Origin of the sequence: Bradyrhizobium genosp. A (genome assembly GCF_049949275.1) — a bacterium.
Classification (GTDB): Bacteria; Pseudomonadota; Alphaproteobacteria; order Rhizobiales; family Xanthobacteraceae; genus Bradyrhizobium.
On sequence record NZ_CP188196.1, the window covers coordinates 6,159,375 to 6,172,799 of the forward strand.

The 13,425-nt window shown below is 61.1% G+C and carries 13 protein-coding genes; 3 read left to right on the plus strand and 10 right to left on the minus strand.

The window, feature by feature from the left end; all coding sequences use genetic code 11:
- The first annotated feature begins 137 nt into the window (after positions 1-137).
- Both ACP2YP_RS28885 and ACP2YP_RS28890 read left to right on the plus strand, forming a co-directional pair.
- On the plus strand, positions 138-1,991 hold the full coding sequence (locus tag ACP2YP_RS28885; RefSeq protein ID WP_426419642.1) for a cation-translocating P-type ATPase: 1,854 nt from the start codon (positions 138-140) through the stop codon (positions 1,989-1,991).
- A gap of 22 nt (positions 1,992-2,013) precedes the next feature.
- Positions 2,014-2,724 carry a cation transporting ATPase C-terminal domain-containing protein gene (locus tag ACP2YP_RS28890; protein ID WP_426419643.1) on the plus strand — a complete coding sequence of 237 codons (711 nt, stop codon included), beginning with the start codon at positions 2,014-2,016 and terminating at the stop codon, positions 2,722-2,724.
- Here ACP2YP_RS28890 and ACP2YP_RS28895 read toward each other — a convergent pair.
- From ACP2YP_RS28895 to ACP2YP_RS28935, 9 genes are all read right to left on the minus strand, one after another.
- Positions 2,666-2,914 carry a hypothetical protein gene (locus tag ACP2YP_RS28895; RefSeq protein WP_426419644.1) on the minus strand — a complete coding sequence of 83 codons (249 nt, stop codon included), beginning with the start codon at positions 2,912-2,914 and terminating at the stop codon, positions 2,666-2,668. The genes ACP2YP_RS28890 and ACP2YP_RS28895 overlap by 59 nt on opposite strands.
- Positions 2,915-3,178: 264 nt before the next feature.
- Complete coding sequence (locus ACP2YP_RS28900) at positions 3,179-4,738, minus strand: Na+/H+ antiporter (RefSeq protein WP_426419645.1); 1,560 nt, start codon at positions 4,736-4,738, stop codon at positions 3,179-3,181.
- Between the two features lie 50 nt (positions 4,739-4,788).
- The gene (locus tag ACP2YP_RS28905) at positions 4,789-5,484 is read right to left on the minus strand and encodes a YoaK family protein (RefSeq protein WP_426419646.1); all 696 of its coding nucleotides are present in this window, start codon (positions 5,482-5,484) and stop codon (positions 4,789-4,791) included.
- Position 5,485: 1 nt separating this feature from the next.
- Complete coding sequence (locus tag ACP2YP_RS28910) at positions 5,486-6,874, minus strand: alginate export family protein (RefSeq protein ID WP_426426296.1); 1,389 nt, start codon at positions 6,872-6,874, stop codon at positions 5,486-5,488.
- 65 nt (positions 6,875-6,939) lie between these two features.
- Entirely contained in the window at positions 6,940-7,869 is a 930-nt protein-coding gene (locus ACP2YP_RS28915; protein WP_426419647.1) for a glyoxalase, read from the minus strand.
- A gap of 25 nt (positions 7,870-7,894) precedes the next feature.
- Positions 7,895-8,332, minus strand: coding sequence for a DoxX family protein (locus ACP2YP_RS28920; protein WP_426419648.1), 438 nt, complete (start codon positions 8,330-8,332; stop codon positions 7,895-7,897).
- Between the two features lies 1 nt (position 8,333).
- Positions 8,334-10,217 (minus strand): amidohydrolase, encoded by a 1,884-nt coding sequence (locus ACP2YP_RS28925; protein WP_426419649.1) that lies wholly within the window; start codon positions 10,215-10,217, stop codon positions 8,334-8,336.
- The gene (locus tag ACP2YP_RS28930; RefSeq protein WP_426419650.1) at positions 10,214-10,504 is read right to left on the minus strand and encodes a XapX domain-containing protein; all 291 of its coding nucleotides are present in this window, start codon (positions 10,502-10,504) and stop codon (positions 10,214-10,216) included. Before ACP2YP_RS28930 ends, ACP2YP_RS28925 begins: the two co-directional genes overlap by 4 nt.
- Before the next feature lie 29 nt (positions 10,505-10,533).
- A complete protein-coding gene (locus tag ACP2YP_RS28935; protein ID WP_426419651.1) occupies positions 10,534-11,178 on the minus strand; it encodes a hydrolase in 645 nt (214 codons plus the stop codon).
- 320 nt (positions 11,179-11,498) lie between these two features.
- Here ACP2YP_RS28935 and ACP2YP_RS28940 point away from each other — a divergent pair, with 320 nt between their 5' ends.
- On the plus strand, positions 11,499-12,323 hold the full coding sequence (locus ACP2YP_RS28940; RefSeq protein ID WP_426419652.1) for an alpha/beta fold hydrolase: 825 nt from the start codon (positions 11,499-11,501) through the stop codon (positions 12,321-12,323).
- Positions 12,324-12,536: 213 nt separating this feature from the next.
- Here ACP2YP_RS28940 and ACP2YP_RS28945 read toward each other — a convergent pair whose 3' ends face one another.
- The gene (locus tag ACP2YP_RS28945) at positions 12,537-13,241 is read right to left on the minus strand and encodes an alpha/beta hydrolase (RefSeq protein ID WP_426419653.1); all 705 of its coding nucleotides are present in this window, start codon (positions 13,239-13,241) and stop codon (positions 12,537-12,539) included.
- Positions 13,242-13,425 lie beyond the last annotated feature (184 nt).

Genomic DNA, 13,425 nt, shown 5'->3' on the forward strand with positions numbered 1-13,425 from the left:
TGGAGGGGACATGGTGAACTCCTTTGGCTTCCCCAACTTAACAACGTGGCCCTAGGCCGACTTGAGCTGCGTCAAGTCCAAATTCGAGCTGGCTCCTAATTTCGGTTGCCCCAAGCGAACCAGGACCGGAGAGCCCCTTGATAATCGAACAGATTGGCGCTGCTTCGGCTCCTGACGAGTTCTGGCAAGCGCCAAAGGATGCCCTTTACCGCGCGCTAGGCTCAGGTCCCGACGGGCTGGCGCAGGTCGAAGCCGAGCGGCGCCTGGCGATGTTCGGTGCAAACCGCGCTGACGCCTCTCAAAGCCGGTCTGTCCTGCGCAAGCTCGGCCGGCGTCTTTGGAACCCATTGATTGCGATGCTGCTGGCCGCGGCGCTTGTGTCAGGAGCGAGCGGCGATGTTGGCAGCTTTGCGATCATCGCGTCCGTGTTGTTGCTGTCCCTGACGCTGGATATCGTTCAGGAGCATCGCGCCGAGCTGACGGCCGAAGCGCTACGGGAGTCGGTGGCCATTCAAGCCGACGTCGTTCGCGAAGGCAAAGACCTCTCCGTACCCGTGGCGTTGCTTGTCCCCGGAGACGTCGTGAAGCTCCGTACCGGCGACCTCATACCGGCCGACGGTATCGTCCTCGAAGCCCAGGAGCTTCAGATCAACGAAGCCTTGATGACCGGCGAACCGTTTCCGGCCTTTAAGACGACTGAACCCTGCTCAACGAAGTCGCCGGCAGACGCGACGAATGCCCTGTTCGCCGGAACGAGCACGGTGGGCGGCAGCGGCAAGATGCTGGTCGTAAAAACAGGAAGCCGGACGCGCTTTGGCGCGATCGCTGCTGCGCTGGCAGCGAATGCGCCGCCGACGGCTCTCGAACAAGGCGTACGAAGGCTTGGCATGCTGATCCTTCGGCTCACGCTGTTCCTCACGCTCTTCGTCCTAATGGCGCACCTGGTCGCGCATCGTCCCGCAATGGAGTCGTTCCTGTTCGCGATCGCCCTCGCCGTCGGTCTGACCCCCGAACTGCTCCCCATGGTAATGACGGTGACGCTCGCCCGCGGGGCTCAGCGCATGGCTGATCGAAAGGTCATCGTCAAACGGCTTTCCGCGATTCACGATCTGGGTGCGATGGACACGCTCTGCGTCGACAAGACGGGCACGCTGACGGAAGCGAGAATCACGCTGGCGGCCCATGTCGATCCGCAGGGGCGCCCCAGCGACCGCACCTTGAGCTTGGCATGCCTCAACAGTACATTCCAGGCAGGCGTGAGAAGTCCGCTTGATGACGCGATCCTGTCGGCGGCTGGTGCGAAGGCGAACGACTGGGCTCGTCTCTCGGAGGTTCCGTTTGACTTCGAGCGGCGGTGCCTATCCGTGCTGGTCGGCCGAAACGGAGAGCATCTGCTGATCGCAAAAGGGGCGCCAGAATCCATCCTGGCTCGCAGCGTTACCGTGGAAATCGACGGTCTGGCCCATCCGCTCGACACCGCGTGGCGACAGATGATGGCGGATGTGCAGGATCGCTATGCCCGCGATGGCTTCCGGCTTCTTGCCGTCGCCATCCGGTCCATTCCGCCTGACCAGCAGACGATTGCCGTCGGCGACGAAGCGAATTTGACCATGATTGGATTCTGTGTGTTCGCCGATCCGCCAAAGCAGGATGCCGCCTCGGCGATCAACGCCCTCACCTCACTTGGCGTGACGATCAAGATCCTTTCGGGCGATCACGGTGCCGTCGTCTCCCGCGTGGCGCAATCAGTCGGACTTCCGTCGAACCGCATCCTAACAGGCGCGGAAATCTCCGAACTGACCGATGTCGCGCTCGCAGCAAGGGTCGATGACATCAATCTTTTCGCCCGCATAGACCCGGATCAGAAGCGGCGAATCATTGCAGCCCTCCGGCGGCGCAATCACGTCGTCGGATTCATGGGCGACGGCGTCAACGACGCCCCCGGCCATTCACGCGGCCCATGTCGGCATATCGGTCTCGGGCGCAACTGAAGTCGCCCGCGCGGCCGCCGACATGATCCTGTTGGCGCCCGATCTCTCGGTGCTTGCGGCTGGCGTGCGCGAGGGCCGACGGACATTTGCCAACATCTTGAAGTATGTCCGAATGGGAACGAGTTCGAATTTCGGCAACATGCTGTCGATGGCCCTAGCCTCGATCTTCCTTCCATTCCTTCCGCTTTTGCCGCTCCAGATACTATTGAACAACCTGCTCTATGACCTATCCGAGGTGGGCATCCCGTTCGACGAGGTCGATCAAGAGGATGTCGAACGCCCACAAAGCTGGGACATGCGGAGCATTCTCCGCTTCACGATCATCATGGGTGCGACGTCTTCGCTATTCGATGCGATTACCTTTCTGGCTCTCCTCAAACTCTTCCATTCCGACGCATCAGCATTCCAAACTGGTTGGTTCATTGAATCGATCGCCACCCAAATCCTCGTCATCTTCTTGATTCGCTCCCGCCATATGCCGTGGCGGGCAAACCGACCACATGTCATGCTCATAACCACATCGCTGGGAGCACTCTCTGTTGGTATTGGCCTCGCGATCAGCCCATGGGGCAGATTTTTCCATTTCGAGACACCCCCCGTCGGTATCATGGCCATCATCATCGTCATTACGGCCATCTATCTGTTGGCCGCAGAAATCGCCAAACGCCTAGCTCTCAGAACCCATAGCGCGAGAAATGAACGAGGCAATGCGGCGATATCTGAAGTGGATTGAGCGTGTAGGCGTCGGAGACGATTGCCGCATCGGCGACGCGCAGCTCGTCGCAAAAACCGTCATCCGCATTCCAGATCCAGGCGAATCCGACGAGCTGCGGGTGAAGCGTGCCGATGTGCAACGTCAAACGGTCGATGGAAGAGCCGGCCGCCTTCATCCTCGCAATCAGCTTGACCAGCAGCTCGATCATCTCCCGTTCCGCAGACGCATCTTCCAGCAACCAGTGCTCGATCTCTGAGAACGTGTCATTGACCTTTGCGGTTACTCGATAGGGCCTGTCCGGCGGACAAGAGAAACCGAGTGCGGATATGACCAAGGTGAGGGATCTGGAATTTTCTTATTCATGTGAAATCCATTCGGGCTTCAGGTAGCGACTTCGCGCCCGAACCGATCGACGAGAAAACCGACGAAGAGCCGAACCGCAGCGTCGATCGCGCTGAGATCCTCCAACAGCTCAATCGACGTCCATCACCTCGACCACCCGAGTCGCAAAAAGCTCCTCCTGGTCCAGTTCACCTTCGAGCCTGTGCATGACGCTGTCGTGGATGCGCCCGGAATTGAAGAGCTCAAGGAGCCTGTTGCGGCCGGCTCCCACCGCGATCAATATGGCACGGTAGTGCTGAAGTCTTCGCTCCTCATGGGGTCTCTTGGCGAGGACATGGTCTTCGGCTATCGCGAGGCGATGCCCGTACTGTTCGACCAGCCGCGGATGGAGATGCTTCCCCTCCGCTCCGAGAGAATGTGCGCGGATGGCATCGAACTCGGCTCGCGCGATTTCGGCTCGGACGGCCTCCTCGGACAGCGTCTCCTCTCCGCGCAGCAAGAACTCCTGCCCTGCCAGCGTTTTCGCGATCGGACCGAGCGTGAGCCCGAGCGCGACGATAGTCGCGGCAACCACGCAGAAGGTCACGAACAGAATGATATCCCGGCCCGGAAAATTCTCGGGCAATGACAGTGCGGCCGCGAGACTGACGACGCCGCGCATTCCGGCCCAGCTGATCACCAGCGGAACGGCAAGCGGTGGAAATGGATCCCGCGCACGAAGGGAGGGGATCAGTGCCCTCGGAATGTATGCCGTGGGGAATATCCAAGCGAAGCGCGCGAGCACGAGCACGGCAAAGATCGTCGCGGCTGCGGGCACAAGCGCACGCACCGTCCCCCAATCCGCACCGAACCGGTGCAGAACGCCGCGAAGAGCCAGCCCCACCAGCACGAAGACCAACGCCTCCATCACGAACGTCACGACGGACCAGACCGCCAGAGCCTGGACGCGCGACGCGGCGCTCAAGGCCTTGTGTTGCAGGCGTCCAAGGACCAGCCCACATGCGACCGTCGAAAGCACGCCTGATACATGCAGGCTATCCGCGAGCAGATAGGCGGCCCAGGCGGACAAAAACGTCCAGACCACGGTGAGCCGCGCATCCGTCAACTTTCCGGCGACGAAAGCGCAGATCCAGCCGAGCGCGAGACCAATGCCGACCCCCACGGCGGAGACGTAGACGAAGCTTCCCGCGGCCGCCCCCGCACTGAAGGTCCCAGTCAGTGCCGCAGCGACGGCGAAACGAAAGAGGACGAGACCGGAGGCGTCATTGATCAGGCTTTCGCCTTCCAGCAGAACCGCGATGCGCGGCGGGACATCAAGATGGTCCAGCACGGCGCGCGCGGCAACGGCGTCGGGCGGCGAAACGATCGCACCAAGCGCAAAACACGCGGCCCAAGGCAGTGCCGGGAAGAAGAAGTGCGTGACGACGCCAACCAGAAGTGTCGTGACCACGACGGCCCCGACGGCCAACTGCAGAATGATCCTGAGATTGGCTCGAAAATCCGGCCACACGGTGAAGTAGGCACCCGAAAGCAGAAGCGGTGGCAGAAACAGGACCATGACGAAGTCCGGATCGAACTCCACTTCGGGGAGCCCTGGAACGAGAGCGAGAGCGATGCCAGCCAGCACCAGCACCGATGCCGACGGCAGACGCAAGCGACGGGCTACCGTGTCGAGCACGACAGCCATCATCAGGAGCAGCAGGATGATCTGGAATGTCTCGGCTGGGCTCATCGCGAACGCTAGGCCGTCTTTTGCGGGGCGGGCTCGGTCCGAGCCAACACCACCGCCGGCAGCGCGATAAGCGGGGGGAGGACGAAGCACCAGGTGCCGAACTTGGCATAGAGGCAGGCCCCCGCCGCGCACCCGAACGCAAACGCGGCCACACTCGCCGACATCTTGCCCAAGCGGGGCTTGGCAACGGTCAGAACAGAGGCGGGTGCGGATCTCATGACATCCGCGACATCGATCATGATCTGGGTCGTCGTTCCCGTCATCAAGGTGCTGGGCGGCTCCGTACCCATGTGAATGCGGTGGGCCGCATTTTGAATGGCCATTGCCGCGACAAGAATCATCCCGGTGAGAATCGCCTGCCAGCTGTCCCCTTGCACGAACGGCCCGAAATAGGCGGCGGCTGCGCCACCCACGGCGAGCAGCAGCGTCTTGATGGCCAGCATCGAGCGGAAGATCGGCAGTCCCATGGCCGGCAGATAGAAACTGAATATCCGTGTGATGACCACGACAGCGCAGAAAACGGGGAGCGCAAGAAGCTTGGCCAAAGCGCCCGACGTTCCCAGCACAACGGCAGCACCGAACGTGACGAAGTTGCCGGTCACGTGCGCCGTGAACAGCCCCTGAAGCGCGAGGAAGCCCGCGGTATCAACGAAGCCGGCATTGAGGCTCATCAGCAGAGCAAGGAAGGAAACGGACTTCGACATGTTACCAGCCATATTGGAGTTGGACACCGAGATAGTTGCTCGTGTGTCCGCCGACGCCGAGGATCGTATCGCCGACGGCGAAGTGTACGGCCTCGATTGCGCCAGTGAGATGTTCGTTGAAAGCATAGTCTACGCGCAGCTGGCCATAGGCACCCGTCCAGGCGCTTCCGGTTCCGGCCGTGCCGGCAATCGGCACGTTCGGCTGGACGTAGATCGCATCGGCAGTGGTCTCACGCCATTGCAGGCCGACCGCCGCCATCACTTTCAGCCCGGTTGCCGGGCTGATCTGGATCGACGGCTTCAGATGAACGAGATTTGCGTACCCGGTGTAGCCGCCCAGGGTGAAGTAGTAGCCGTTCGGAAACAGCGGATTGAAGGTGCCGAGTACCCCATCACCTGGGTGATGATCGCCGGACGCCGCGTCGAATTGCAGGCCGACGCGAGGCTGCCACACCGCCTCGGAAAAGGTGTACCCCGTCCGCGCACCGACGGCCCACGCGCGTATGTCTGTGGCGCCGACCTGGCCTGCCTGCACCATGGCCTCGAGGTCCCAATCCAACCCTCCCGACTTGCCTGCGAATCTCACGTCAAGGATATGACGTCGTTCATCGCCGTGTGCGTCGAGATATTTGGCATCGCTACGCTCGTACAGGGAATAATAGCCGGACAGCTCGTTGTCTCCGAGCACCTTCCGTTCTACCCGCAACGTGCTGAACCGGAACCGGTCGTTCGATGTGTCGTCAAATGGGTGCACGTCGAAATACTGAACGGGCCTGCTGACAAATCCGATGAAACGCCAAACGCCGCTCTCCCAGTCGGCCCAGATGGCATCGAAGGACTGGCGCACATTCGGTCCATCCCGCGACGAGACGAAGCGCTGCAGGTCGAACGCGAAATCCTGGCGTCCGACGCGCGCCTTGAGGGTGCCCGCTGCAAAGGTATTGGTGTATTCGACGAACGCCAGCCGAAGATCGAGGCGATCCTGATCGACTGAGGAGATGTTCAGCTTGTCGAATGCACGATCGTCCTCGATCTGAACGAACGCGCGCCAGTTTTCGTCGAAGTGCACGTCGGCGTGGACCTGAAGCCGTTGCAGGAGATAGCTGTCCCCTGGAGTCTTGCTGGTTCCAAACGCCGCAGCGTCGTTGGACTCGAAGCGCTCGCGCAATGTCAGTCCGAATGAGACGTAGCTCTTCGGATCGGTGGCCCAAAGCGGTATGTATTTGAGCCCATCAAAAGCTTCGGTCCGCAGCTTCGGATCGGCGAGCACTGACCAATCTTCGGCCCAACGATTGGCCTGGATTGCAGGTCGCTTCGCTGTCGTGGCATCCGCGTCCAGTGCCTTGGCCGGACCGACGTACGCCGTCACCACGAGCAGCGGCAAAAGCATCCTGACGGTTCGCGCGCCGATCCATCCTGGCATGAGGTCTTATCGCTCCGAGATATTTCAGAAGGCTACTGGCTAACACGCCCGGCTTGCTTGGCTCCCGTGGAATGTATCTCAGCGACGTAGCCGCCCGGAAACTGCACGACCGCTGCGGACCTGCCATCTGATGTGTAGGGTTCGACGAGAACGGACGCTCCGGCAGCCCTCGCTTTTGCAAGCGTCGCATCGAGATCCGCCACCTCATAGCCCGTCGTTTCGCGGCCGTAGGGATAAGGCAAATGACCGTTGGTCACAAGGACGACCATCTTGCCGAACGCCGATTCGATACGAATCCTCGTGTAGGTTTCCCCTGCCCTGCCAATCTCGATCCCGGGAGCCTTCGCGGTCTGGGAGACGACCTTGCCGCGCGAGAAGGCGATGAAGCTTCGCACGAAGGCGTCTGCCCGGCCGGTCGAAATGTACACCCGATTCTCGGGGACCTTCTCGAAGGGGGTATAGTTCGGCTTGGTGGTGTGCCAGTAGATCTGCATGTTGACGCCACCCGGCCACTGGATCACCGCGTCCCGCCCGATCGGATCCGGAAAGTTCGCGACGATCACGTCAGCACCAGCCGTGCGTGCAGCCTTGATCGCAAGGTCGATGTCGCTGACCAAATATCCGTTCCGCTCGGCGCCGAATGGATACGGCACGGGCGTCTTGAACCCAAACAGGGAGACCGTGCCGACCGGCGTCTGAAGTAGCTGCGACGTCGTGCTGCTCGGTGTGGGCGTGACGGTAGCGACCACCTGCTTGGTGCTTTGACCGCCGAAAGTCGCGAGAAAGCTCGATGCGAACTTGTCCACGTCCTCCGGCGCGACATAGACATGCGTCGTGTCGTACTGCGGTGCTACGGCGACGGTCTCCTTGCCGGCCCTCCCCGCATCCTTGGCGGTCGCCGGCACCATCGCAGCGAAAGCCGCGACGGAGACGAGCAGGATCGATGCCGATAGCCGTTTCATGGACAACTCCTTAGGCAAGATTAGACTACGAAATGCGGGTTGGATGAGGTGGCGTCTCTACGGCGTAGATCGACACAATGACGAGACCGGCGATGAGGCCGAGATGCTCGAAGAATGCATTCATGACCATAAACCGTTCATGGCCGGTCGATAGCCAGAACGCGTTCGCGGTCAACATCGCCACGAAAGTCAGCACGCCAAGCCCGCCGGCTCCGAGCCACACAAACCGATTGGCAACGACAAGAAGCGAGCCGCCAAGCTCGACGACGATCGCAAGCGTCGCCCACAACCAGCCGGGATTGAGACCGAACCTCGCCTGCTCGGCGGCCGCACCCGCAAAGTCGAGCAGCTTGGCGAAGCCGCCGATGATGTAGGCGGATGTCAGCGCAAGCCTTGCGGCGTGCCACAGCAGCGGCGAGGCCAAGATCGCCGCAATCCACCCGGGCGTATCTTCCTTTCGCACGTCAAACGGCCCAGCAGGCACAACCCAGGGCGCCCCAGAAGCTCTTGAGGTCCGCGACCGGCAGTTTGCTCGACCAGGCGGTGGCATGGTCATGACCATGCACCCCACAGCTATTGGCGCATCCGCACATCTGCATGGCCTTCATTGCGAGGTTTGGCCCATTGCGCTGCTTGTCTTCGGCCCAGGCGCCATAGCCTCCGAAGCGCCGCACAGGAGACCAGTCCGGCATCGCGGGCGGCGGCGTAACGCTCTCCAATTTTGCAAAATCGCCAGTCCCGTACACAATCCTTCCGCCGACCATCGTCAGCACGGAGCTTGTATCGGCGATCTCGGCGTCGCTGCACGAGAAATAATCCCGGTCGGGCACGATCAGGTCAGCGAATTGCCCGGCCTGGATGCGCCCCTTCTTGCCCTCCTCGTTCGAGAACCAGGTGACGTTCTCCGTCCACATTCGGAGCGCTGTCTCGCGATCAAGACAATTGCGCTGGGGATAGAGACGAAGCCCGCCGACCGTCATGCCCGTGACGAGCCAAGCCAAGGAGACCCAGGGATTGTAGGAAGCGACCCTCGTGGCATCCGTGCCGGCGGAGACCTTGACCCCCTTGTCCAGCATCTTCTTCACCGGCGGCGTTGCTTCAGCGGCGCCATACCCATAGCGCTCGACGAAATATTCGCCCTGATAGGCCATCCGGTGTTGCACGGCGATGCCGCCACCCAGCGCCGCGATGCGGTCGATCGACTGGTCGGAGATCGTCTCGGCATGATCGAAAAACCAGTGCAGACCTTCGAGCGGCATGTCCTGGTTGACCTTCTCGAACACGTCGAGCGCACGCGAGATCGTCTCGTCATAGGTGGCGTGCAGCCGCCACGGCCATTTGTTCTGAACCAGAACGCGGACGACCTCCTCCAGTTCGCCTTCCATCTCGGGCGGCATGTCGGGACGTGCGACGCGGAAATCCTCGAAATCGGCAGCCGAGAACACCAGCATCTCGCCGGCGCCGTTATGGCGGAAGTAGTCGGTGCCCTGCTTGTACTTCGACGTCCTGGTCCAGTTCAGGAAATCGTCCTTTTCGCCCTTGGGCTTCTGGGTGAAGAGATTGTAGGCGAGCCGGATCGTCAGCAGCCCCTCATCGGACAGCTTTTGAATGACGGCATAGTCCTCAGGGTAGTTCTGGAAGCCACCGCCGGCGTCGATCGCGCCAGTCACGCCGAGACGGTTGAGATCGCGCATGAAGTGGCGGGTCGAATTGACCTGATATTCGAACGGCAGCTTCGGCCCCTTGGCCAGCGTCGCATAGAGAATGTTGGCATTCGGCTTGGCGAGCAGCAGCCCGGTCGGATTGCCCTTCGCATCGCGCATGATCTCGCCGCCCGGCGGCTCCGGCGTATCCTTGGTGTAGCCCACGGCGCGCAATGCGGCGCCATTGAGCAGGGCACGGTCGTAGAGGTGCAGAATGAAGACAGGCGTATCCGGCGCGACGGCGTTGAGTTCATCGATTGTCGGCAACCGTTTCTCGGCAAACTGGTGTTCTGTGAATCCGCCGACGACGCGGACCCATTGCGGCGGCGGCGTAATCGCGACCTGTTTCTTCAACATCGCCATAGCGTCGGCGAGCGACCAGACGCCATCCCAGCGCAGCTCCATGTTGAAATTGAGCCCTCCGCGAATAATGTGGAGGTGGTTGTCGATCAAACCCGGCAGCACGCGATGGCCTTTGAGGTCGACAATCTTTGTCGAGGGCCCCGCGAGCCTCATCACTTCGCCGTCGTGGCCGACTGCGGTAAAAACGCCATCCTTGATGGCGACGGCGCTGGCGGTCGGATTTGAGCGATCCAATGTCGTAAACAGACCACGGTGAAGGATGACATCCGGTGCATTGCTCATGATTCACTCCCCGTGGTCTTCTCCGCCGCAGCGGCGTTGGATTTCAGACTATGGTGGCCCGGCAGCATGCCGAACATGTGAGGCGCGCACTTGGCTTGTCGCCAGGCGGCGACAAGCCCGTGCCCCGCAACGATTTGCTTCGCGATCGGGACGATCTGCTCGCCAGCCAGAATGCCCAACAGCCCAACCAGCGCCACCAGCGGCGGCGCCGGCGATCGGACGTTAAGCAGGCTGTACATGACGCCGACCAAAAGGCCGGCGCAGAGAGACAGAACATAGATTTTCATCGCACCCATCCCGACCGAGAGCAATCAGATCACTTGGTGCCGGCCTCGGAGGCATGCTCGCCGAGAGCCCACTTCGAGAAGCGGATCTGGATTCCGTAAGGCGAATGGGCTCGCTGAATGTCCATCATGCCTTCATAGGTCTCGGTGCGCGCCCAGTCCTGCTGAAGCTCATAAGCGTATTGGGAAGACGTAATGGGGACGGCGCCTGCCTGGATCGCGCGCTCCATCGCGCGGTTATGAGCTTCGAGTGAAAGGTCCCCGCAAGCATCGGCAGCAATGTAGATCTCGTAGCCTTCCTTGAGCATATCCAACGTCGGAAAGATCACGCACGCCTCGGTCCAAAGCCCGGCCAGCACGAACTTCTTGCGACCCGTGGCAGCTACCGCCTTTCGGAAGTTCGCATCGAGCCAGGAATTCATGGACGTGCGGTCGATGACGTCATGCTTCGGAAACAGCGAGGTGACTTCCGGAATGAACGGACCGGAAAACGAATCCCGCGCAACCGTGGTCAGCACTGTCGGGATTTTGAAAAGCTTGGCAGCCTTTGCGAGAATCTGGACGTTGTTGATCGTGACCAAGCGGTCGTGCGATTGAACGCCTTGAAACATCGCCGGCTGATAGTCGATGAGCGCAATGGCGCTGTTGTCGGGGGTCAGCATATCGAGTTTGGACATCGAGATTTCTCCTTGATATAGACGATCGCCGGCCGGAGCGAATGACCTTGTGCGTCCGCGTGCTGAAGCATATGACCCAGAGGGCTGCCGGTCGCTTGGACGATTTCATCGCGGCTTGGACTCCGGCCCGATGATGCATCTTAATGCGACCAATTGCCCAGCGGTCGTCAAGCGATTTGTTCATGACAGCCAGCCTGTCTAAATCATGCAGAGATCGTGCAAGCCAGCTTCTATCTTCGTTCGCAACGATCCGGCGCGCGAAGAAGCGCGCAGATTAGCGAGGCTGGATACACTCCGCCTCAGAAGCGAGGAGAACGGCGATGCCAACGATAACGACGAAGGATGGCGTGGACATCTTCTACAAGGACTGGGGCGTGGGCCAGCCCATCGTCTTCAGCCACGGCTGGCCGCTGTCGTCCGATGACTGGGACGCGCAGATGTTGTTCTTCCTTTCAAAGGGATTCCGCGTCATCGCGCACGACCGCCGCGGCCACGGACGGTCGGCGCAGGTCGCAGACGGTCACGACATGGATCACTACGCGGACGATCTTGCGGCGCTGACCACGCACCTTGATCTCAAGAACGCGATCCATGTCGGACATTCAACCGGCGGTGGCGAGGTCGTGCACTACCTCGCCCGTCACGGCGAAAGCCGCGCCTCCAAGGCGGTGCTGATCGCCGCGGTGCCGCCAATCATGGTAAGGACACCCAGCAATCCCGAAGGATTGCCCAAGGACGTGTTCGACGGATTGCAGCAGCAGGTCGCGACCAATCGCGCCCAATTCTATCGGGATCTCCCCGCGGGTCCGTTCTATGGCTTCAACCGGCCCGGCGCGCAGCCGATCGAAGGGATCATTCAGAATTGGTGGCGCCAGGGAATGATGGGCAGCGCGAAGGCCCACTACGACGGCATCGTGGCCTTCTCTCAGACCGACTTCACCGAGGATCTCAAGAAGCTTCAGTTACCCGTGCTCGTGATGCACGGCGACGACGACCAGATCGTTCCTTATGCGGATTCCGGTCCGCTCAGCGCCAAGCTTTTGAAGAATGGTACGCTGAAGACCTACAAGGGATTTCCGCATGGCATGCCGACGACGCAGGCCGAAACCATCAATAACGACCTTCTGGCCTTCATCAGAGGCTGAATGATCGAGCTGTCGGGTGATCGAGGCCTTTGCCCATCTGGCAGGTTACGATCACCCGACACTCTGAGGAGTGCACCGTTACGGTGAACCAAGCGCGCCACCGCCGCGCGTAAGTCTTCGGCAAGGCTGATCGTCCGCGAAGTCGCGGCGAGTCAGCCGCGGTGCTGCGAACGAATCGGGGCGCCGTAACTTGCTCCGCAGCCGGCCAAGAGCTCAGCCCCGGGCGGCCGTCGCATTGACCGCATCGATGATGACATCGGCGACCGCTTCCGGCATCGACAACAAAGAGAGATGGCTCGCCTTCAGCTCGGTAGTCTTCGCCTTCATCATGACAGCGAGCTTCCGTTCGAGCTCGATGCTGACAACGCGATCCTCAGCGGAAACGATGTACCAGTTCGGACGCGTGGTCCACGCCGCCTCGGTGATCTTGTCGCCGAACGTGGTCGTGGACAGCGGAGGCTGAACGACGGCCAACACGCGGGCGTCATCCGCCGGCAGGTCCTGCCCGACGTCGTTCACCCAGCCATCCACGCTCAGTTTGAGGAAGCCGCTGCCATGGCTAACGATCTGGGCAAGTCCAGGCGGGGACGCATGGGCCCCGACGAGGTCGCCGACCGATTCACCCACGTTCGGCGCGAAGGCTGCGACGTAGACCAGTGCCTTCACCTTCGGATCATTTCCAGCCTGGGTGATCACGGCGCCGCCCCAACTATGACCAACAAGGACCACTGGCCTCTCGATGGCCTTCAGGGCCCGCTCCGTCGCCGCAACATCCTCGGCAAGTGACGTCGTAGGGTTCTGAACCGCGACAACCGGAATGCCCCTCCTCAAGAGGTACGGGATGACGAGCCGCCAGCTCGATCCGTCTGCCCACGCGCCATGGACCAGAACGACGGTTGCAGGGGTCGAATTACTCATGATCGTAAGCTCCTAGCGAATTGATGCCAATTCATCGAGGTCGCCTTTAAGGCGACGCCCCGCGCAGTTCTTGTGACATCAGAAGATGACTTGGACCTTCTCGCTTCTGTTGGATCCGATCGGCAGGTTTCATATAGGAAGAGGTGCGGCCCGAACGGACATGGGGATCGCGTCCTCATCACGT

What these genes read in the sequence shown, in the direction of transcription:
- ACP2YP_RS28890 (WP_426419643.1), top strand. Translation starts at nt 2,014, where the DNA reads ATGATCCTGTTGGCGCCCGATCTCTCGGTGCTTGCGGCTGGCGTGCGC.
- ACP2YP_RS28895 (WP_426419644.1), bottom strand. Translation starts at nt 2,914, where the DNA reads ATGATCGAGCTGCTGGTCAAGCTGATTGCGAGGATGAAGGCGGCCGGC.
- ACP2YP_RS28900 (WP_426419645.1), bottom strand. Translation starts at nt 4,738, where the DNA reads ATGATGGCTGTCGTGCTCGACACGGTAGCCCGTCGCTTGCGTCTGCCG.
- ACP2YP_RS28905 (WP_426419646.1), bottom strand. Translation starts at nt 5,484, where the DNA reads ATGTCGAAGTCCGTTTCCTTCCTTGCTCTGCTGATGAGCCTCAATGCC.
- ACP2YP_RS28910 (WP_426426296.1), bottom strand. Translation starts at nt 6,874, where the DNA reads ATGCTTTTGCCGCTGCTCGTGGTGACGGCGTACGTCGGTCCGGCCAAG.
- ACP2YP_RS28915 (WP_426419647.1), bottom strand. Translation starts at nt 7,869, where the DNA reads ATGAAACGGCTATCGGCATCGATCCTGCTCGTCTCCGTCGCGGCTTTC.
- ACP2YP_RS28925 (WP_426419649.1), bottom strand. Translation starts at nt 10,217, where the DNA reads ATGAGCAATGCACCGGATGTCATCCTTCACCGTGGTCTGTTTACGACA.
- ACP2YP_RS28930 (WP_426419650.1), bottom strand. Translation starts at nt 10,504, where the DNA reads ATGAAAATCTATGTTCTGTCTCTCTGCGCCGGCCTTTTGGTCGGCGTC.
- ACP2YP_RS28935 (WP_426419651.1), bottom strand. Translation starts at nt 11,178, where the DNA reads ATGTCCAAACTCGATATGCTGACCCCCGACAACAGCGCCATTGCGCTC.
- ACP2YP_RS28940 (WP_426419652.1), top strand. Translation starts at nt 11,499, where the DNA reads ATGCCAACGATAACGACGAAGGATGGCGTGGACATCTTCTACAAGGAC.
- ACP2YP_RS28945 (WP_426419653.1), bottom strand. Translation starts at nt 13,241, where the DNA reads ATGAGTAATTCGACCCCTGCAACCGTCGTTCTGGTCCATGGCGCGTGG.